The organism is Actinoplanes oryzae, from assembly GCF_030757795.1.
Classification (GTDB): domain Bacteria; phylum Actinomycetota; class Actinomycetes; order Mycobacteriales; family Micromonosporaceae; genus Actinoplanes.
Map to the genome: position 1 here is coordinate 33434 of NZ_JAUQWH010000004.1, position 20053 is coordinate 53486.

At 73.0% G+C, this 20053-nt stretch carries 19 protein-coding genes; 10 read left to right on the forward strand and 9 right to left on the reverse strand.

Features of this window, described 5'->3' with window-relative positions; translation table 11 throughout:
- Positions 1 to 107: 107 nt before the first annotated feature.
- A complete protein-coding gene (locus tag RBH18_RS02675; protein ID WP_306204220.1) occupies positions 108 to 1433 on the reverse strand; it encodes a DUF4407 domain-containing protein in 1326 nt (441 codons plus the stop codon).
- Positions 1434 to 1892: 459 nt separating this feature from the next.
- Complete coding sequence (locus tag RBH18_RS02680) at positions 1893 to 2534, reverse strand: SIMPL domain-containing protein (protein ID WP_306204221.1); 642 nt, start codon at positions 2532 to 2534, stop codon at positions 1893 to 1895.
- Between the two features lie 136 nt (positions 2535 to 2670).
- On the opposite strand from RBH18_RS02680, the gene RBH18_RS02685 reads away from it, so the two are divergent.
- Complete coding sequence (locus tag RBH18_RS02685; protein WP_306204222.1) at positions 2671 to 3528, forward strand: hypothetical protein; 858 nt, start codon at positions 2671 to 2673, stop codon at positions 3526 to 3528.
- A 37-nt stretch (positions 3529 to 3565) separates the two neighbouring features.
- Here RBH18_RS02685 and dapC read toward each other — a convergent pair whose 3' ends face one another.
- The gene (gene dapC / locus RBH18_RS02690; protein WP_306204330.1) at positions 3566 to 4741 is read right to left on the reverse strand and encodes a succinyldiaminopimelate transaminase; all 1176 of its coding nucleotides are present in this window, start codon (positions 4739 to 4741) and stop codon (positions 3566 to 3568) included.
- A complete protein-coding gene (gene fdxA / locus RBH18_RS02695; RefSeq protein WP_306204223.1) occupies positions 4738 to 5061 on the reverse strand; it encodes a ferredoxin in 324 nt (107 codons plus the stop codon). The genes dapC and fdxA overlap by 4 nt, the downstream gene beginning before the upstream one ends.
- A gap of 182 nt (positions 5062 to 5243) precedes the next feature.
- Between fdxA and RBH18_RS02700 the strand changes: the two genes are divergently transcribed.
- Positions 5244 to 6254 carry a GNAT family N-acetyltransferase gene (locus RBH18_RS02700; RefSeq protein WP_306204224.1) on the forward strand — a complete coding sequence of 337 codons (1011 nt, stop codon included), beginning with the start codon at positions 5244 to 5246 and terminating at the stop codon, positions 6252 to 6254.
- 115 nt (positions 6255 to 6369) lie between these two features.
- Here the strand turns inward: RBH18_RS02700 and RBH18_RS02705 are convergent, their stop codons facing one another.
- The 4 genes from RBH18_RS02705 to mshB form a co-directional block, all read right to left on the reverse strand.
- Positions 6370 to 6834 carry a hypothetical protein gene (locus tag RBH18_RS02705; RefSeq protein WP_306204227.1) on the reverse strand — a complete coding sequence of 155 codons (465 nt, stop codon included), beginning with the start codon at positions 6832 to 6834 and terminating at the stop codon, positions 6370 to 6372.
- A gap of 12 nt (positions 6835 to 6846) precedes the next feature.
- Entirely contained in the window at positions 6847 to 8760 is a 1914-nt protein-coding gene (locus RBH18_RS02710) for a VanW family protein (protein ID WP_306204228.1), read from the reverse strand.
- A gap of 82 nt (positions 8761 to 8842) precedes the next feature.
- Complete coding sequence (locus RBH18_RS02715) at positions 8843 to 9295, reverse strand: hypothetical protein (RefSeq protein ID WP_306204229.1); 453 nt, start codon at positions 9293 to 9295, stop codon at positions 8843 to 8845.
- On the reverse strand, positions 9288 to 10169 hold the full coding sequence (gene mshB / locus RBH18_RS02720; RefSeq protein ID WP_306204230.1) for an N-acetyl-1-D-myo-inositol-2-amino-2-deoxy-alpha-D-glucopyranoside deacetylase: 882 nt from the start codon (positions 10167 to 10169) through the stop codon (positions 9288 to 9290). Before mshB ends, RBH18_RS02715 begins: the two co-directional genes overlap by 8 nt.
- An 87-nt stretch (positions 10170 to 10256) precedes the next feature.
- On the opposite strand from mshB, the gene RBH18_RS02725 reads away from it, so the two are divergent.
- The 4 genes from RBH18_RS02725 to RBH18_RS02740 are packed head-to-tail and all read left to right on the forward strand — an operon-like array spanning position 10257 to position 13646.
- A complete protein-coding gene (locus tag RBH18_RS02725; RefSeq protein WP_306204231.1) occupies positions 10257 to 11924 on the forward strand; it encodes a prolyl oligopeptidase family serine peptidase in 1668 nt (555 codons plus the stop codon).
- A complete protein-coding gene (locus RBH18_RS02730; RefSeq protein ID WP_306204232.1) occupies positions 11921 to 12439 on the forward strand; it encodes a Uma2 family endonuclease in 519 nt (172 codons plus the stop codon). Before RBH18_RS02725 ends, RBH18_RS02730 begins: the two co-directional genes overlap by 4 nt.
- 53 nt (positions 12440 to 12492) lie before the next feature.
- Complete coding sequence (locus RBH18_RS02735; RefSeq protein ID WP_306204241.1) at positions 12493 to 13041, forward strand: Uma2 family endonuclease; 549 nt, start codon at positions 12493 to 12495, stop codon at positions 13039 to 13041.
- Positions 13038 to 13646 carry a Uma2 family endonuclease gene (locus RBH18_RS02740; RefSeq protein WP_306204242.1) on the forward strand — a complete coding sequence of 203 codons (609 nt, stop codon included), beginning with the start codon at positions 13038 to 13040 and terminating at the stop codon, positions 13644 to 13646. The genes RBH18_RS02735 and RBH18_RS02740 overlap by 4 nt, the downstream gene beginning before the upstream one ends.
- A gap of 1 nt (position 13647) precedes the next feature.
- Here RBH18_RS02740 and RBH18_RS02745 read toward each other — a convergent pair whose 3' ends face one another.
- Positions 13648 to 15195, reverse strand: coding sequence for a GGDEF domain-containing protein (locus RBH18_RS02745; protein WP_306204246.1), 1548 nt, complete (start codon positions 15193 to 15195; stop codon positions 13648 to 13650).
- 111 nt (positions 15196 to 15306) lie between these two features.
- Between RBH18_RS02745 and RBH18_RS02750 the strand changes: the two genes are divergently transcribed.
- From RBH18_RS02750 to RBH18_RS02765, 4 genes are all read left to right on the forward strand, one after another.
- Positions 15307 to 16743, forward strand: a complete 1437-nt coding sequence (locus RBH18_RS02750) for a TldD/PmbA family protein (protein ID WP_306204331.1) — start codon at positions 15307 to 15309, stop codon at positions 16741 to 16743.
- Positions 16740 to 18116, forward strand: coding sequence for a TldD/PmbA family protein (locus RBH18_RS02755; protein ID WP_306204247.1), 1377 nt, complete (start codon positions 16740 to 16742; stop codon positions 18114 to 18116). The genes RBH18_RS02750 and RBH18_RS02755 overlap by 4 nt, the downstream gene beginning before the upstream one ends.
- 181 nt (positions 18117 to 18297) lie before the next feature.
- Positions 18298 to 19068: a hypothetical protein gene (locus tag RBH18_RS02760; protein ID WP_306204248.1), complete on the forward strand. Its 771-nt coding sequence runs from the start codon at positions 18298 to 18300 to the stop codon at positions 19066 to 19068.
- A 183-nt stretch (positions 19069 to 19251) separates the two neighbouring features.
- On the forward strand, positions 19252 to 20046 hold the full coding sequence (locus RBH18_RS02765; RefSeq protein ID WP_306204249.1) for a hypothetical protein: 795 nt from the start codon (positions 19252 to 19254) through the stop codon (positions 20044 to 20046).
- Positions 20047 to 20053: the final 7 nt, after the last annotated feature.

The following is a 20053-nucleotide window of genomic DNA, read 5'->3' on the forward strand; positions in this document are numbered from 1 at the left end:
CAAACGATGACGGGCCCCTCGCGTGAGGGGCCCGCCGGTGGAGCGGGCGCGCCGCCGATGACAGAGCGTGGGCAGGCGGAGCGCCGGAGTGACATGGTAGTCCGCCGTCAGGCCCGGAGGCGATCCGCCACTTCGTGAGCCGGCTGAGCGGCGGGGTGAACGGCCGAGCGGGCGGACGGACGGGTCGCGGGGCGGGCTGCTGGGTGCCGCTCCAGGAAGGCGACGGGCGACAGCGGCGGGAGGACGCTCGAGGCGACGCTGTCGTACAGGTGGGTGCGGGCGCGTTCCATGGCCATCTCGGCGAGCTCCTCGTCGCGGGACGCCTTGCCGATGCTCTCGGCCATGACCCGGGCGGCCGCCTCGGCGTAGCGGCGGGCGTCGCGCAGGCCCTGCTCGTAGCCGATGGCGGCCTCGTGCTCCTGGCCCCGGGCGGCGCGGGCCTCGATCCGCTCGTAGGCGTTGCCGTGCGAGGCGAACTTCAGCCCGACCGCCGCGCAGTCCAGGGCCACGAGCAGCAGGGCGATGCCGATGTAGAAGATGCCGATGCCCCAGAAGTCGCTGCTGACCAGGTACCACATGGCCGCCGTGCGGGCGCCGAAGCCGGAGTCGGCGCGGATGGCCTCCGCGTTGGCCGTACGCTGATTGCTGATCTTGGCCGTGAGGTCCGCCGCCTCGCGGGCGCGGGAGTCGCGCGCCTCCTGCTGCGACCGCTGCAGCTCCGCGGCCTGCTTGTCCAGCGCGGCGGCCTGGTCGTCGAGGCCGCGGGAGCGCTGCACGAGCTTGTCGCAGTAGCCGCCCGCCGGGCAGCCCGACTTGCGCGACACGCCGTCGCCCTCCGAGTCGGCGAGCGCCTGCTGGTAGAGCTGGCGGGCGTCCCGGCGCTTCTCGGCGGCGCGCGTGTTGAGCGCCTGCACGGCGGCGTCGTCGGCGGCGGTCTCGCGCTTGAGGATCTGCAGCCGGGCGTCGTACGCGGCGATCGCCCCGCTGACCTCGATCTCGCTGATCTGCTCGTTGTGCACCTCGTTGAGCCGCGCGTCGATCTCGCCCTGGTAGCGGGCCAGCATCAGCGGCTCGGTGATCAGCGCGGCGAACAGCAGCGCCAGGCAGAGGCGGCCGGCGTAGAGTCCGACGGTCGGCTTGCGGAGCAGGTCCGCCGGGTCGGGCGACTCGAGGTTCTGATAGTTGATCGCCACGCGGCCGACCACCGCCCGGTCGTACGCGATGACGCCGCTCGCCACGACCGCGCCCACCAGCCACTGCCACCACGGGTGCGTGTAGTTGGAGCTGGCGTCGACGAACGCGGCGCCGCCCACCGTCCCGTACCCGAAGTAGAGGATCATGAAGATCCCGATCGAGCAGTAGAGCACCCGGTCGGAGTGCGTGGTCACGCTGTCCGGGTTCACGTTGGCGATCCGGAGCAACAAACGACGCATGAGCCCGAGTCTGGCCGATCCGGGGCGCCCCGCGTGGCGAAACGTCCGGATCAGCCCGCCGCCGGCCCGGCTCCGCTCGCGCCCCCGATCACCGCCCCGCCCCCGCCGGCCCGGCGACCATCACACGCACGGTCACCGCCCCGCCCCCGCTGGCCCGGCTCGTCTCAGGCGCCCGGCCACCGCCCCGCCGGCCGTCACGCACACGGTCACCACCTCCGGCCGCGCCGGCCCACTGATCACCAGGTGCGCGCTCACCGCCCCGGCCGCGCCGGCCCACTGATCACCACGTGCGCGCTCACCGCCCCGGCCCCGCCGGCCCACTGATCACCGCGTGCGCGGTCACCGCCCCGGCCGAACCGCCTCGGTCATCACCACGCGCACAGTCACCGCGCCAGCGGCGCCGGCGCCGCGGGCATCACGCCCAAGACCGGCGTGGTCCGGGACCCGCGTCGCGCGCGGTCACTGGCTCGGCAGCGTCGGCTCGGTGATGGTCACGCGGACGGTCACCGCGGCGTGGACGGTCTGCTGCTGGGGATCCAGGTCGAGCTCCTCGCTGCCGGTGTCCTTGGCGAACGCCATCGTGCGCATCATCGGGCCGCCCCCGCCGGCGCCCTCGTCGCTGATCTCGACGAGCCGGTCGACCCGGGCGCCGACCGCCGCCGCATATTCATGGGCCCGGCGCAACGCCTCGGCCACGGCCTCCTGCCGCACCCCGGCGCCCGCGCGGCTGCCCGGCCGCAGCTGCCACCAGGGCCCGGAGATGCTGGTCAGCTCGGTGTCGGCCAGGCGCAGCAGCAGCTCGCCCAGGGCGGCGAAGTCGCTCACGGTGACGGTCGTGCTCACACTGCCCACATAGGCGGCGACGCGCTCGCCCTTCTTGAACTCCGGATGCACCTGCACCCCGCTCGTCTCGCGGCGCTCGATCACGTCCCCGTGGTCGTCGAGGAGAGTCCGCAGCTCCGCGGAGCGCTCGGCGAGGCGGCTCAGGGCGGTCTCGCGGGCCTTGTCCCGGGCGGACACGGTGACCGAGAACTGGGCGATCTCCGGCGGCACCTCCCGCACGGCCTCGCCCCGGACGACGATCATCGCTTGCTCAGGCATGCGCCAACGCTAGCCCGTCCCGGGGCGAGACGTGAGTGACAAAAATCAGCCAGGACCATGCCGTTCCCGCCTACTGCCCCGTTATGCCGCTGACCGGCCCGGAGCGGCGGCCCAGTGACGTCACAGGAGGTCCCACGTGAGCGAGAACCAGGCAGCGGAACGCCTCAAGGTCATTCTGCAGGCGCAGTCCCCGGAGACGAAGACCTCCGAGCACCCGATGGTGGTGCCCGCGGTGATGCCGCCGAACCAGGCCCTGCAGGTGCTCACCCTGGCGCAGCGCACCGCCGAGGAGCACGTCGCCATCGCGCACCGGCAGGCGGACAAGATCCGGACAGACGCGCAGGCCGCCGCGGAGAAGATCGCCGACGACGCGCGGGAGCACTCGCGGGAGGTGCGCGGTCAGGCCGACCAGGTGCTCGCCGAGGCGCGCCGGAACGCCGAGAAGTCGGCGCGCGAGGTCCGGCAGCGCAACGACGAGGCCCGCCGGTCCGCGGACAAGATCGTGTCGGAGGCCCGGGCCCAGGCCCACAAGATCACGAGCGCGGCCCGGGAGCAGGCCGAGCAGCTGCGGGCGCAGGCCCAGCAGCGGTACGAGGACGTGGTCGGCAGCCTCGGCACCCGGCGCGAGGACCTGCAGCGGCAGATCGAGTGCCTGGAGGAGTTCGACCGGGAGTACCGGGCGCGGCTGACCACGTTCATGCAGGGGCAACTGCGGGCGCTCTGGGTGGACCAGCCGCAGGTGAGCCGGGAACTGCAGGCCTCAGCGACGGCGATCCAGGGGGAAGCGGCCGGGTCGGCGACGGTCGGTCAGGGGGAAGCGGCCGGGGCGGCGACGGCGGTTCAGGGAGAAGTGGCCGGGGCGGCGACGGCCGGCGACGGCGAGGCGGCCGGGACGGAGCCGGTGGATGCTGCCGGGGACATGACCGAAGAGGCCGAGCAGGACGGCGCCCGGATCCCGGGGCAGCGCGCGGACAAGACGCCCGGCGACGCCTGAGCGGACGCCGGGCCCGGGATGATCCGGGCCCGGCGGCTCAGGCCTGGAGGCGGGCGACCGCAGCGGCGACGCGCTCGTCGGTGGCGGTGAGGGCGATGCGGACGTGCTGGGCCGCGGCCGGGCCGTAGAAGGCGCCCGGGGCGGCGAGGATGCCGCGCTCGGCCAGCCAGTCGACGGTCTTCCAGCAGTCCTCGTCGCGGGTCGACCACAGGTAGAGGCCCGCGGTCGAGTGCTCGATGCGGAACCCGGCCGCGGTCAGCGCCGCGCGCAGGGCGGACCGGCGGGACTCGTAGCGGGCCCGCTGCTCGGCCACGTGCTCCTCGTCCGCCAGCGCCGCAATCATGGCCGCCTGGACGGGCGCGGGGACGATCATGCCCGCGTGCTTGCGGACCGCGAGCAGCTCCTTGACCACCGCGGGGTCCCCGGCGACGAAGCCGGCCCGGTAGCCCGCGAGGTTCGACCGCTTCGAGAGCGAGTGCACGGCGAGGAGCCCGGTGTGGTCACCGTCGCTGACCTCGTCGGACAGGATCGAGACCGGCGTCTCCTCCCAGCCCAGCGAGAGGTAGCACTCGTCGCTGACGATCAGGGCGCCGCGCTCGCGACCCCAGGCGACGACCTTGCGCAGGTGCTCCCGGGGCAGGACGCGACCGGACGGGTTGCCCGGCGAGTTGATCCAGACCAGCTTCACGCGCGGGTCGGGGCCCAGGGCGGTCAGCGAGTCGGAGCGGACCACCTCGGCACCGGCGAGCCGGGCGCCCACCTCGTAGGTCGGATAGCAGACCTGCGGGATCACGACCACGTCGCCGGGCTTCACCCCGAGCAGCGTCGGCAGCCACGCGACCAGCTCCTTGGAGCCGATCGTGGGCAGCACACCCGGCGCGACCCGGCCGCCGAGCGACGAGCCGCCGGGCAACGAGCCGCCCGAGGCGCCCGAATTGTCGCGCGTGATCGGGTCGGTGCCGGCGCCGACGCCGCACGCACGCTGCAGCCAGGCGGAGATCGCGGCGCGCAGGGCCGGCGTGCCGGCGGTCAGCGGATAGCCGGGGGCGTCGGACGCGTCGGCCAGGGCGGCCCGGATCGCCGCCGGCACCGGGTCGACGGGCGTGCCGACCGAGAGGTCGACGATGCCGTCCGGGTGCGCGGCGGCGACGGCCTTGGCCGGCTCCAGCAGGTCCCAGGGGAAGTCGGGAAGCGCGACCGACAGCACGGTCAGTGCGCGTCCTTCGGCGGCTGCGCCACGACGAACGTCGCGTCCTTGTCGACCTTGCCGAGCTTCGAGGCGCCGCCGGGCGAGCCCAGGTCCTCGAAGAACTCGTAGTTCGCGTTCGTGTAGTCCTTCCACTGCTCCGGGACGTCGTCCTCGTAGAAGATCGCCTCGACCGGGCAGACCGGCTCGCAGGCCCCGCAGTCGACGCACTCATCGGGGTGGATGTAGAGCATCCGGTTGCCCTCGTAGATGCAGTCGACCGGGCACTCTTCGATGCACGCCTTGTCGAGCACATCGAGGCAGGGCTCAGCGATGATGTAGGTCACGGGTCAGTCCTTCCAGGGCCGAGCTCCTCGCGCCAGGCCGGCGCCTGTCACGAGCATTGTCATGTCCCATATCGGTGGTCGCACGTCTGCCTTCCCCACCGGCCGGGCGCCTCACACCCGGGCAGCGCGGAAAGCAGAACCGTACGGGCAGAGCCTAGTATCTCGCCCGAGGGAGGTGGCACGTGCTCCGACGGCAGGATGTGGGACACCGGGTCGTGGTTCGCCGAATTGTGGGTGTTTCCCGGGATCGGCCCCTTTTCTCGGACGCGCTGGGCGAGCTGGTCGAGCTGACCGAGACCGAACTCACTCTCGCCACCGCCAAGGGTCCCCTGCGCGTGCCGCTCAAAGACGTGCACCGGGCGAAACGGGTGCCCGCCGCGCGCCGCCCGCCCGCCGCCGACGTCGTCGACCTCGAGCTGGCCGCCAACGCCGCCTGGCCCGCGCCCGTGCAGGCCCGCCTCGGCTCCTGGCTGCTGCGCTCGGCCGACGGCTGGACCGGCCGCGCCAACTCGGCGCTGCCCATCGGCGACCCCGACCGCACGCTCGATGCGGCCGTCGACGCCGTCGAGGAGTGGTACGCGGCCCGCGGCCGCCGGGCGCTCATCAACACGCCCATGCCCCTGGCCGCCCCGGTCAGCGCCGCCCTGGACGAGCGCGGCTGGACTTCCCGGCCGCTCACGCTGGTGCAGACCATGCGGGTCGACGCCCTGGTCGACGCCGTCCCCGCCCGCACCGACCTGCCGCCCGCCGAGCTGGCCGACCGCCCGTCCGACGACTGGTACGCGATGGTCGCCGAGCACAAGGGCACGCTCCCCGCCGCGGCGGAGCGGATCCTGACGGGCACGCCCGAGGCGGTCTTCGCCCATGTCCGCGACGCCGCCGGCACGCTCGTCGCCGTGGCGCGCGGGGCGGTGACCAGCAGCGCGGACGGCGCTCCCCGCTGGCTGGGCATCGCGCTGCTGCAGACCGCCCCGGCGGCCCGGCGGCAGGGGCTGGCGGCGCACGTGACCCGGGCGCTCGGGCAGTGGGCCCTGCAGCGCGGCGCGCCCCGGGCCTATCTGCAGGTCGAGGAGCGCAACACCGGCGCGGTCGCCCTCTATCAGCGGCTGGGCTTCACCACGCACCACACCTATCTGACCCGGGAAGCCCCCGCGGCGACCGCTGCGCGCCTGGGGGAGCGCCGCGCGCACTGAATCAGGGTGAGGCGCTGCACGCGCCGGGACCACCGCCCGGGCCGCGCCGCCACTGCGGCGGCCCGCCCCGGGCGAACGCTCGACGCTCCGGGCGTACGTGTGAATCGAAACGGCCTCAGCGCCGCACGACCCTGCGCTGGCGCGCCCGGGCCGTCTGATAGGCCTTCAGCGTGCGCGAGCGGAAGTCGCGGCCCAGCATGATCGCGGTCCAGAAGCCGATCAGCGTGCCCAGCACCGCGAAGCCGACGTAGAGCGCGATCTGCGAGAAGAAGTAGTCGCCGGACTCCGTGAACGGGTTCGCGCCGCTGATGAACGGGCCCACCAGGACGGTCAGCAGCATGCCACCGAGCGCGCCGCCGCCGATCTCGGGCAGCCACTCGGCGGGGGCGACCCGCTGGGAGCGGACGAAGGCCACCGCGGCCAGGATCAGGCCGATCGCGCCGAACATGGCGATCGACGCGCCGCTCTGCGCGGTGTCGTCGCCGTCGAAGCCGAACCGGATGATCAGGCGGGCGATGACGTTGACGGCGAACAGGGCCGCCACCAGCACCACGATCGACATTCCCCGGTGCCGCAGCATGGTTCCTCCCAGCTACTCCTGCGGGGCGGGCCCGCAGACGAATCGTGGCTCGGGATCGTAGCGCCAAGTGAACTTCTCGCGCTTGACCTCCTTGCCATCCTGGCGAATGACGCGCCAAGCGTCCTGGGTGAAACCTGGGAGTCCGCTGCTAGTTATGCACTTGGGGCCGGGCTCGCGGTGCACGGTCGGCGGCGAGGTGATGTTGCGCCGGGGGCTGTAGACGGTCTTCACGCTGTCGTAGACCTTGGTGCTCCACATGGTGACGGTCACGGAACTGCTGGTGTACGAGGTGTCGACCAGGATCCCGTAGTCCGTGGTGTTCTTGAACCGCAGGTCGAGCGTCGGATAGAAGATCGTCGACTCGATCACCGCCGGGTAGCGGTCGAAGTAGAACGAGTGCGGCTTGTGCTCGACGTCCTGCAGCCCGGCGTAGTACGCGGCGTTGAACAGCGTGGTCGTGAACTGCGACGCCCCGCCGCCGACGCCCGGCTCGAGCTTGCCGCCGACGATGACCGGCGCGTCCTGGTAGCCCTGCGCGTAGCTCCGCTCGCCGGTGTGCTTGTTGAGCGAGAAGGTCTGCCCGGGCTTGACGATCGCGCCGTCCACCTCGCGCGCGATCGTCATGATGTTCTGGCTGCGCGGGGAGCTCGCGCCGCCGGTGAACTTGGTGGTGAAGCTCGACACCTTCTCCCTGATGCCGAGCTTGGCGACGTCGGCGGCGGTCAGGTCGGCGGGCTGCTCGGTCAGGCTCGCCGTCACCTCGCGCGGCGCCGGGTTGCGCAGCACCGCCAGCAGCGACGATCCGAGCGCTGTGAGGTCGACCCGGTCGCCGGGCTTCGCCGCGACGACGGTCGGCTTGCCGCCGGCGAGCGTGACCTTCGCGTCGACGGGCTCGGTCTCGACCTTGGCGAACTCCGTCGCGGCCGCGGCCCGCAGCTTCGCCCCGTCGACCGCGGGACTCAGCCGGCCGTCGTCGTCGGCCTTGAAGACCAGGCCCTTCGCGATGGCTCGGGGCGGCAGGGAGAAGGACTTCCCACCCACGCGTACGGTCACCGGGGCGGCCACCGCGGGCCGCGCCAGATCCGCCACCAGCGCGTCCACGTCCTCCCGGGTCGACGCGGCCGGCCGGGGAACGAGGTCCACCCGGGCGGGCGCGCCGCTGGGCCAGGCCGCCCGGACGGCGGTCGCCGCGGCCGCCGCGTCGATCCCGTTGCCCGCCGCGGGGTAGGCCGGCTTCGGCGTGGTGCCGGTGTAGGTGATGGCCGGCTTTTTGAGGGACAGCTTCGTGGGGTCGACCTGTTTGCGGAGGGCCGCTTCGAGCTTGGCCTCGTCGAGGTCGACGACCGGCGTCACCGCGCGGGGGCCGAGGAGGCTCGGGCCGCCGGAGCGCATGGCCGCGCCGACGGTGCGGTCGACGTCGAGCGACAGGGCGATGTCGGCGGGCGCGATGGTGACACGCTTGCCGTCGAGGTCGACCTGCACGGGCTCGGTGGCCAGGCCGCGGGCGGCCAGGGCCTCGGTGAGGGTGCGCTCGGCGTCGGTGCGGGACTTGCCGCCGAGGTCGACGCCGAGGACCTGGACGCCGCGGGGGACGTCGCCGGTGTAGGCCCAGGCGGTCGCGGCGGCGCCGGCGACCAGGACGGCGGCTGCCGTGGCGACGGCGATCAGGCGGCGGCGGTTGAGCGGGCCGGGCGGGGTGGACACGCTCGGCGTGTCGGATGACGCGCTCGGCGTGGCGGGCCCGGCGGGCGGCGTGGCGAGCCCGGCCGGCGGCGGGGACAGCGACACGCCGGGCGCGGCGGGCGACACACGCGGCGCGGCGACAGGGCCGCTGGGCAGGGCGCGCGGCGAGCCGGCGGACCGCGGCAGGGGCACGGTCGGCTCGGCGGCGGTGGTGGCGTCGGAGGCTTCGGGCGTGGAGGTCAACTGGTCACCTTCACCGGCGGCGTCGGGGATGCGCGCAAGTCTGCACGCGGCGCCCCGGCCCGCCAACCGCCGCGACCAGATGTCACAGCTTTGTGACTGTCGGCCCCTTCAAGATCAGCCGGTAGGTGTAAACCGCGAAGCTCAGGCTGCCCGCCAGGACCGTGATCAGCGCGATCCAGTCGTTCCCGGCGACGAGGCGGTCGCCCTCGGGGCGGCCGGTGCCGACGGCCAGGAACATGATCAGCGTCCAGAGCGCCCACGGCGGCGCGACCGACCAGCGCCGGCCGGTCGTCGTCAGGGCGAACCAGCAGAGCGCCCAGTTGACCACCACGGCGGCGAGCACGGCCACGCCGGTCAGCACGCCGCCGACGCGCAGCGGGGTCAGGAAGATCTCCAGGACCGCCGAGCACGCCGCGGCGGCCAGCGACACGATCACGCCGGCGACGCGGACCAGCCGCTCGAGGCCGGGCCGCGGGCGCGGGGGCACCTGCTCCGGCGCGGCCGCCGGAGGCGTCTCGACCGCCTGCTCAGGCACCGGTCACCACGTTGCTGAACAAGTCGTCCTCCCACTTGTGCGGGCCGGTGGTCTCGCCCCGGGCCCCCTTCACCAGGCGGAAGTATTCAACACCCATGAACTCGCCGCCGAAGTCGCCCGCGATGCCGTAGAGCCAGGAATTGTCCGGGATCTGGGTGGCGTGCGCGCGCATGGCCGCGACCTTGTGCTCGTAGAAGTCGGTGCCGTCGATGCGCGCCGCGATCTCGTCGTCGTCGTGACCGAACGGCAGGTCGTCGACCGTCTCGGCGTCCGCGAACGGGTTGTCGTCCATGTCCTTGAACGCCTCCATGCCCCCGATGAGCACGCTCTTCGGCATGGCGGTCCAGTAGATCTTCTCCGGGCCGAAGCCCTCCGCCTCGGCCAGCTCCGCGGCGCGCATGGCGACGCGGTGCGCCTGGATGTGGTCGGGGTGGCCGTAGAAGCCGTTCTCGTCGTAGGTGATCAGCACCTGGGGCCGCACCTCCCGCATGACCTCGAGGCAGAGCCGCGCGGCCTCCTCGAGGTCGGCCTGCCAGAAGGCCCGTGGGTGATCATTGGTCGCCAGGCCCATCATGCCGGAGTCGCGGTAGCGGCCGGCCCCGCCGAGGAAGCGGTGATCGGTCACGCCCAGCGCGGCACAGGCGCGCTCGAGCTCCACGATGCGCCAGCCGCCGAGCTGGTCGGCCTGGCGCGCCTCGAGCTGGGCCAGCGCGGGCACGTGGATCTCGCCCTCCTCGCCCAGCGTGCATGTGACGAGCGTCACCTGAGCGCCCTCGGCGACGTACCGGGCCATGGTGGCGCCGGTGCCGGTCACCTCGTCGTCCGGGTGGGCGTGCACCAGCATGAGGCGGCGTTCGGACAGCTGATCGGTCACCCGCGCCACTTTACGCGCGCACCGTCCCGCCGCCGCGTCTGCTGTTTGCCCCCCGCGGCGAGGGCCCGATCAGCGATGCTGGGAGTCGTGGAGCATCGCAGAAGGTCCCCGGCGGTCACGGTCGGCACGGACGGCGCCCGCGTCGCCTTCCTGCACGCCTCGGCGCTCCGCACCCTGACCGTCGCCACGGGCGAGGTGACGACGATCGCGGAGGGCGTCGGCGCGTACGCCGGCTCGGCCGACCTGTCCGTCCTGACCTGGGCCCGCGACGGCCGCCTGGAAAGTTCCGGCGCCACGTTCCACGCCACCGCGCCGGTCGTGGGCCCGCGCCCCGACCCGGCCGGGCGCAACGTGGGCTACACCACGCCCGACGGCACCCTGCGCGTCACCGGGCCCGACCTGCCCGACCAGCTGCTGGCCGGCGAGCCCGGCTCCGGCGTGACCTGGGGCGTCGCCGATCCGGCGGCCGAGTGGCTGGGGCGCGCCCGCGGCTGGTGGTGGTCCCCCGACGGCAGCCAGATCCTCGCCGCCCGGCACGCCGGCGGGGTGAGCCTGCACCTGCTCGACCTGTACGGCGGGTGGGTCGACGTGCACTGGGACCGCGAGACCTATCCCTACCTCGCCGGCGTGCGCTGGACCGCCGGGCACCCGCTGATCACGGTGCTGCGCCGCAGCCAGCAGCACGGGCTGGTGCTCTCCGTCGACCCGCGCACCGGCGAGACGCAGGTGCACGCCGAGCTGGCCGACGCCCGCTGGGTCGAGCCGGTCCCGGGCACCCCGCTGCTGCTCCCCGACGGCCGGGTCGTCATCGGCGGCGAGCTGGCCCACGACGGCTTCGACGCCCGCTGCCTCTTCGCCGACGGCAGCCTCCTGACCCAGCCCGAGCTCTACGTGCGCCGCGTCGCCGGGGTGCTCGCCGACACCCACGAGATCATCGTCGAGGCGAGCGAGGGCGACCCCGCCGAGCACCACGTGTACGCGATCCGCACGACGATGGGCGGGGGCGGCGACCGTACCCGGCGGCTCACCTCGGGCCCCGGCCGCCACGTCGCCGAGGTGGGCGGGGACGTGCTGGTCATCGACGACACGGTCCGGCGCGGCGCGGCGGTGGTCCCCCTGCCCGTCGCCGGGCCGCCCGCGCCGGCGCCGCGGCCGATCCTGGAGCGGGTGACCGACCGACGCCTGCCCGCCGGCGTGCTGTACCCGCCCGGGCATGTCACCGGCACCCGCCTGCCCGTGCTCGTCGAGTTCGGCGACGGCCCGGGACACCAGCAGGTGGTCGCCGACCCGGCCGCGTGGGCGGACCGGCAGCGGTGGGCCGACGCCGGCTTCGCGGTGGTCAGCGTCGATTCCCGGGGTACGCCGGGAGTGGCCCCGAGCTTCGAGAAGGTCGTCCACCGCCGGCTCGCCGACGTCGCCCTCACCGACCAGGTCGAGGCCCTCCAGGCCCTCACCGGCAAGCACCCCGACCTGGACCTGACCCGGGTCGCCGCCCGGGGCACCGGCCTCGGCGGCTGGCTCGCGATCCTCGCCGTCCAGCGCCGCCCCGCCGTCTTCGCCCGCGGCATCGCCCACGACCCGGTGCTCGACTGGGTCGGCCTGCCGCCCGTCGTGGCCGAGCGCTATCTCGGCAGCCGCGACGCCAACCCGGACATCTACGACCACCACGCCGTGGCGCCGCCCGGCCCCGAGCTGCTCATCTCCCCCGCCGGGGGGCTGTCCGAAGAACTCGATTTCCTCCAGGAGCGCCCATGACGTCAGCCTTGATCGGCCGCAGCCTGCCCTTGGAAGCCATGCCGACCTCGGAGGTCGACTACCTCCAGCTCGGCGAGACGTCGGCGGTCTCGGAGCTCTGGGACGGCAACGTCCTGACCTGCCCCCGCGACACCCCCCGCCACCAGATGATCCTCAGCGCCCTGGCCAACGCCCTCCGCGCCGGCCGCAGCGACCTGAACGTCATCACCGGCGTCCCGGTCCGCCTCGCCCCGGGCCGCATCACGGTCCCCGACCTCATCATCGCGGGCGCCATCGACCCGGACGCCCCCCTGGTCGAGGCCACCTCGGTCCGCCTCGTCTGCGAGATCACGTCCGCCGCGAGCGCCACCGTGGACTGGACACTGAAGATGCACGCCTACGCCCAGGCCCGCATCCCGTGCTACCTCGTGGCCGAGCCGGATCGAGGGCTGCTGCACAGCAACATGCTGTCGTCGCAGGGGTACGTTGAGCAGTCAGTCATGCAGCTGGTGCGAGTGACGGGCCTGAACCTATGACAGGATGACATATGACAAGACATCCGGACGCCGACGGTGAAGACTCCCTTCCCATGACGTCCGCGACTCTGGGCTCGGAAACCCGACTGACCGAAGAGCAGTACTTCGCGCTGCCGCCTACCTCGGAGCGCGTCGAACTCTTCGACGGGAAGCGTGTAGTGACCCCGGCCCCCAACAACACACACCAATACATTGCCACCAAGCTGACGACGGCGTTCGACCTGGCGGCGGAGCCGAGAGGGCTCATCGTCATGGCGACGATCAACCTGCGTCTCTGGCAGGACACCGTTCCCATCCCCGACCTGGTGATCGTCACGCACGCCCCGTCGGACGAGACTTCCGACGCCGATGCGGCGGTGCTCGTCTGCGAGATCGTGTCGCCCTCCAAGCCCAGTCGCGACAAAGTTAAGAAAATGCGTGCGTATGCCCGGGCCCGCATCCCGTGGTACCTCGTGGCCGAGCAGACCGGTGACCTGCACCTCTACCGCCTCGAGGGCAAGCACTACGTCCAGCACTCTGTTGCACTTCAGGGTGAGACCCTGCACTTGACCGAGCCCGTCGAGGTGAGTATCGACACGACCAAGCTTCGCCTGCCAAAATGAGTGCAGCAGGCTCCTTTCCTCACGACAGGACATCGTCGTTCAAGTATTTCGATGACGGTTTCGAACTCTCGCCCTTTCCCTATCCGGCGCCCGCCGACGAGGACGAGTACATGCGGCTGGGCGAGACGATGGATCGGCTCGAACTTGTCGACGACGCCCTGCTTCTCTCCGACTGGCGGACAGTCGGACACCAGTACATGGTCACGAGCCTTTGCCGGCTCCTCAAGGTCGAGCACGGCTTGGCGCTCCACGCCGTGGGTGTCCGGCTCTCAGCACGCCGGCTTGTCATCCCCGACGTCGTGGTGTTTAACGACACCGCTGATCTGCACGCGGACATGAACGACGCCTCGTCGGTCAAGCTCGTGGCGGAGGTCGCCTACCCCGAGGACGCCGTCCCGTCGATCCTCAAGCGAGCGTGCTACGCAGCGGCGGGCATCCCGTTGTACCTGCTCATCGATCAGCGAACCGGCGCGGTGACGGTGCACGAGCTGTGCGGCTCCGAGTATGTGACCCGCGTGTGCACCGGTGAGGTCGAGTTGCCTGAGCCCGTGCCGGTGAGATTTCGAGGTACAGATCTGATGATGCCGTCGCAGCGGCGGGGGTGAGTCAGGCGGCGGAGAGGCGGTTGCGGCCGGCTCGCTTGGCGGCGTAGAGCTGGGCGTCCGCGCGATCGTAGAGGAGGTGGCCCGGCTCGCCCGGGCGGCCCGTGGCGAGGCCCATGCTGACCGTGACGCGCAGGCCCGGGGCGATGGCCGTCCAGTCGCGGGTGAGGAGGACGGCTCGGACGCGCTCGGCGATGCGGCGGGCGTCCGGGGCGGTGGCGGTCAGGAACATGGCGAACTCGTCGCCGCCGAAGCGGATGGCCACGTCGTCGTCGCGGCGGCAGTGAGTGCGCAGGACGGCGGCGATCTCGGCGAGGACGCGGTCGCCGACGCTGTGGGAGAAGTCGTCGTTGATGGACTTGAAGCGGTCGACGTCGATGAGGAGCAGGGCGCCCGCGGGGACGGCGAGGCGGCGGTCGAAGAGGCGGCGGTTGCCCAGGCCGGTGAGCGGGTCGGAGGTGGCGGCGTGGTCGGCCCTGGTGCGGGCCGCCTCCAGCTCGACGCGGCGGTAGGCCTGCTGGAGCATCTTGCGGCGGTCGAGGCGCAGCTGCCACAGCACCTGGGCGTGGGCGTCGAGGGCGGCCAGGAGCGGCTGGGCGGCCTCGTCGGGGAGCTGGGCGGCGGCGAGGGAGGCGAGCTCGTACTTGAAGAGCAGGCGCTGGCTGGGCTGCACCGCGAGCTCGTCGGCGGCCACCAGCTCGCGGCGGGCTCCGCGCAGGTCACCGTCGGCGCGCAGGACGAGGGCGTGGGCCAGGTGCAGGAGGCGGGCCTCGTGGTGCTGGCCGGCGGCGCGCAGCGGGACCAGGAGATCGCCCACGATCTTGGTGGCTTCGTCGGGGCGGCCGGTCTTGGCGAGGCCCGCGGCGAGCAGGGCGGCGGCCAGCGGCGCGCCGGGGAGGCGATCGGTCCAGTGCTCGAGGAGGGCGACGCTGGTGGCGTACAGCCGGGCAGCCTCCGCGGACCGGCCCACCTGCTCCAGCCGCAGCCCCCACTCGAGGAGCAGCTCGGCGCGCTGCAGGTCGAACGACGACCGGTAGATGTCGCTGAAGTCCAGCGCGTCGACCGGCCCGCGCAGGCACTCGTCGGCAAGCTCGAACAGCTCGGCGGCGCGGGCGGCCTCGCACAGCGAGGACATCGCCGACAGCCGGCGGACGCTGCCGGTGGGCACGGTGTCCAGGACGAGCAGGGCGCGGGCGAGATGCAGCAACCCGTCATCCGTACGCCCCATGCGGATCAGCACCTCGGCGGTGTCCGCGAGGATCTTCGCGTCCGTGGCGCGCGGGCCGCACATGCTGCTGTCGGCCACCAGCCGCTCGCCGACCGAGAGCGCTTCCTGGAGGCGGCCGAGGGCGGTCAGCGCGTACATCCGGGCGAGCCGGATCGACCGCACGGTGCGCAGGTCGCCGAGCAGCGTGGCTGTCCACTCCGCACGGTCGGCGCCGGCGAGCGTCTCGGCGTGCCGCCCCTGGATGGTGAGATCGTGCACCTCCAGGGCCAGTCCCGCCCAGGGCCCGTGCGGCTGGACGACGACCGGCAGGCGCTCCGACGTCACGTCCCACCTCCGTCCACCAGTCGATCTCCCAGGGAACGGTACCGGTCCGGGCCGCCCGAAACGAGCTGAGCTGTTTTCGTCGTACCTGTCGCATAGGGTCGTCGCATGAGTGTGGATCACTTCGACGAAGCCGGGGCGGCGGTGCAGGCCGCGCTGGATGCGGGCGCGCGCTACGCCGATGCGCGCGTCATGCTGCGGCGCACCGAGAGCATGAGCGCCAGGGACGGGGACGTGGAGGACCTGAGCTCCGGCGAGAGCGCCGGCCTCGGCGTGCGGGCCCTGGTCGGGTCGAGCTGGGGCTTCTATGCCGTGCCCGACCTGGACGACGCGGCCGCGCGGGCGGCCGGGCGCCGCGCCGCGGAGATCGCCGCCGCGAGCGCCCGCGTGCCCGGCCCGGCGATCGATCTGGTGCGCTCCGAGCCGGTGACCGCGAGCTGGGCCAGCGACTGCGAGATCGATCCGCTGTCGGTGCCGCTCTCGGAGAAGGGCGACCTCCTGGTGGCGGCCACCGCCGCGGCGCGGGACGCGGGCGCCGACCTGGCCGAGGGCATCTATCAGATCTGGGACACCCGAAAGTGGTTCGTCTCCAGCGACGGTCACCGCATCGACCAGCACATCCGTGAGTGCGGCGCCGGGGTGACCGCGAGCGCGTTCGGCGACGGCGAGATCCAGCGCCGCTCCTGGCCCTCCCACCGCGGGCAGTACGCCACGCGCGGCTGGGAGCTGGTCCACGAGCTGGCCCTGACGGACAACGCCGCCCGCATGGCCGAGGAGGCGCGGGCGCTGCTCACCGCCCCGCTGTGCCCGGCCGGCGAGACGACGCTGATCCTCGGCGGCGAGCAGCTGGCCCTGCAGATTCACGAGTCCGTGGGACACGCGATCGAGCTCGACCGCATCCTCGGCTGGGAGGCGGCCTTCGCCGGCACGTCCTGGCTGGACCTCGCCCAGCTGGGCAGCCTGCGCTACGGCTCCGACCTCATGAACATCACGATCGACCCGGGCCTGCCGGGGGCGCTCGGCAGCTTCGGCTACGACGACGAGGGCTCGCCGGCAGCGAAGCGCGACGCGGTCCGCAACGGCATCTGGGTGGGCGTCCTCGCCGGGCGCGACTCGGCGGCGATGGCCGGGCTCGACTATGCGGGCAGCGTGCGCTCCGACGGGTGGGCGCGGCTGCCCATGGTCCGCATGACGAATGTCGGGCTGGAGCCCGGGCCGCACACGCTCGACGAGATCATCGCCGCGACCGACGACGGCATCCTCATGGACATCAACCGGTCGTGGTCCATCGACGACCGGCGGCTCAACTTCCAGTTCGGCTGCGAGATCGGCTGGGAGATCAAGAACGGCAGGCGCGGGCGCATGCTGCGCAACCCGACCTACACCGGCATCGGCCCCAAGTTCTGGCAGTCGATGGACATGCTCTCGTCCGAGACGGTCGCGTGGGGCACACCGAATTGCGGCAAGGGCCAGCCCGGGCAGGTCGGTCACACCGGCCACCCGGCGGCCCCGGCCCGCTTCACCAACGTACGCGTGGGGGTGCGCGGATGAGTGCGGAGCTGGATCTCGCGGGGCGCGTGGTGGAGCTCACCCGGCAGCTGGCCGGGCCGGGCGCCGAGGCCGAGGTGGTCGCGGTGCACTCGGCGGAGGCGCTGACCCGGTTCGCCAATTCGGCGATCCACCAGAATGTCGCCGAGGCCACCACCTCGGTGCAGCTGCGGTTGCACATCGACGGGCGCACGGCCGGCGGGTCGACGACCGTGACGAGCGCTGAGGGGCTGTCGTCCCTCGTGGAGCGCACCCTCGCCGCGGCCCGGCTGGCGCCGCGCGACCCGGGCTGGGCCGGCCTGACCGCGCCCACGCCGCTGCCGGCCGGCGCTGGATTCGACGAGGCGACCGCCGCGGCCGGGCCGCAGGAGCGCGCCGCCCGCGTGCGCGACTTCGTGGACGCGGCGGGCGGGCTGGAGACGGCGGGCTTCTGCCGGACGACGTATGTCTCCGGTGGGTTCGCCAACTCCGCCGGTCAGGCGGTCGCCGGGCGGTCGGCCGAGGCGGCCATGGACGGCATCGCCCGCTTCGAGGGCGCCGACGGCGTGGCCCGGCTGGCCGGCGGCCGGCTCGACGCGATCGACGGCGGGCCGCTGGGGGCCGGCGCCGCCGCCAAGGCCCGCGCCGGGGCGCGGCCCGTCGAGCTGCCACCCGGGCACTACGAGGTGGTCCTCGAGCCGACCGCCGTGTCCGACCTCATCGACAACCTGGCCACGTGGGGCTTCAACGGCAAGGCGTTCGCGCAGCACCAGTCGTTCGCGGAGCTGGGCGCCCACCAGTTCGACGAGAAGATCACCCTCACCGACGAGCCGCTCGGCGCGACCCTCCCGTTCGACCTGGAGGGCACCCCGCGCGACACCCTGGTCCTCGTCCGCGACGGCGTGACCCAGGCGGTCAGCCACGACCGCACCTCCGCCGCCGAGGCGGGCGGCGTCTCGACCGGGCACGCCTCCGCGGCCTCCCGGTCGTGGGGTCCCATGGCCACCAATCTGTCCCTCACCCCCGGCCCGGTGACCAACGCCGTCCCCGAGGAGGCGACCGGCCCCATCGCCGCGCCGGCCCGGGCGCTCGTCTCCCGGATGCGGCGCGGGCTGCTGATCACCGACCTCTGGTACACCCGGGTCCTCGATCAGAAGAGCCTCGTCCTCACCGGCCTGACCCGCAACGGCGTCTGGCTCGTCGAGGACGGCGAGGTGACGGCGGCGGTAAGCAACATGCGCTTCACCCAGTCCTACCCGCAGGCGCTCGCCCCGGGTGCCGTCCTCGCAGTCGGCGCGGACGCGCTGCCGCTGCCGGACCGGTGGTCGGGCGTGCGCTACACGGCCCCGGCCCTGCACCTCGCCGCCTGGAACCTCACGGGCAACGCCTCGGGCTGACCGCCGGCTCTCCGACCGCGGGCCGGCTCGCCCGATCGGGTGCGGACGGTCCGCTCCGCCGATGAACCGGTCGCGCGGCGCGGCCACGGCCTGGCGGCGCGGCCACGGTCGCGCGGTGCGGCCATGGCTCGGGGGAGATCGACGGCGAGCGGTGGGTGTGGCGGCGTGCTTCACTGGGCCGGTGAGTGACGCGCCGCGTGACCAGCAGTCTCCGCTCGATCCGCCCGGGCCCGCCGGCGGACCGTCCGCTGTGGGCGAGCCGACCGACGGCGGCGCGGCAACGAGCCATCCGGGCGACCCGGACGAGCTGCACGCCGGCGATCCCACTGACGGTGGGGCCGACGCGAGCGGCCCCGCGGCGACCAGCGCCGCCGCGGGCGACCGCGGGGCGGGACCGGGGCGGCGGAGCCGGGCGGCGCGGTTCTCGTTCGGCGGGCCGGAGGAGGATCCGAGGAAGCGGCACCGCCGGCGCTGGTTCGTCGGGGCCATCATCGCTGGGGCGGCGCTCGTCGTCGTCGCGCTCTGTGCGGGCGGGCTGGCGGTCCTCGGCGCCGTGTCCGGCTTCAACGAGGATGCCGACGAGGCCCGGGAGGAGCGCCAGCTGCGGGACGCCTCCTGCCTGGAGCTGGAGCAGCGGCTCAACCGGCTGACCCCGCCCGGCGCGACGGCGTCGCCGCAGGCCAGGGCCACGGCTGTCCGGGACGAGAACGCGGCGCTGCGGCTCTATCTGGCCCAGGTGCGCGACGGCAAGGCGGTCGACGGGTGGCGGCAGCTGCTCGATGCTCGCACCTCCTACGCGGAGGCGCTGGACGCCCAGGCCGCGGCCAAGACTCCGGCGTTCTTCGTCGCTCCCCGGAGTGCGGACGGCAAGGCCGTCGCGGGCGAGCTCGCGCGGCTCTCCCCCGGCTCCTGCGCCGGGCCGATCCGGCGCCTTCAGGCTCCCGATCTCTGACCGTCGATCAATTCCAGGAATTGATCTTCCCGGCGCCGAGCAAATTGATCTTCGCCAAAGTCTGATACAGACAGCATCCTGACCTTCGTTGTAACGTGTGCCACACATTGCGGACGCACAACCCCCGGCTGCAAGTGGGTCGATCCTGCGCGCCCGTAGGCACACGGAAACCGTTGGGGAGCTTTGATGACGACGGCAACGAGGCCGGAGGCGGGGCGGTCGCGGGCCGCGATCGCGGCGCGGACGTTGCGGACGGACCGGTGGTGGTTTCCGCCGCTGGTGACGTTTACCGGGCTGAGCGCCTGGGTGATCTACGCGACCGTCCGCGTGTTCATGCACAAGTGGTACTACGTCGACGACTACCACTATCTGACGCCGTTCTACTCGCCGTGCCTCACCGACCGGTGCGTCGAGGGGTCCGCCGAGTTCGGGACGCCGCTGCCGAGTTTCTGGCTCATTCCCGAGGCCGCTTTCACGCTGCCTTTCCTGCTGCTCTTCCGGCTGACGTGCTACTACTACCGGAAGGCGTACTACCGGGCGTTCTGGCTCTCCCCACCGGCCTGCGCGGTGCCCGACGGCCACGCGCGCTACACCGGCGAGACCCGCTTCCCGCTGATTTTCCAAAATGCTCACCGGTACGCCTTCTACGCCGCGGTGATCATCTCGTTCGTCAACACCTGGGACGCCGCACGCGCGTTCCAGACCGGCATCGGGCTCGGCAACGTGATCCTGCTCGGCAACGTCGTGATGCTCTGGGCGTACACGTTGTCCTGTCATTCCTGCCGGCACATCGCGGGCGGGCGGCTGAAGCACTTCTCGAAGCACCCGGTGCGCTATCGCTTCTGGACCTTCGTGTCGAAGCTCAACGCCCGGCACATGCAGCTCGCCTGGATCACCCTCGGCACGCTGGCCGTGACCGACTTCTACGTCATGGCAGTCGCCGCCGGCTGGTGGCCCGACCTGCGCTTCGTGAGCTGAGGAGGCG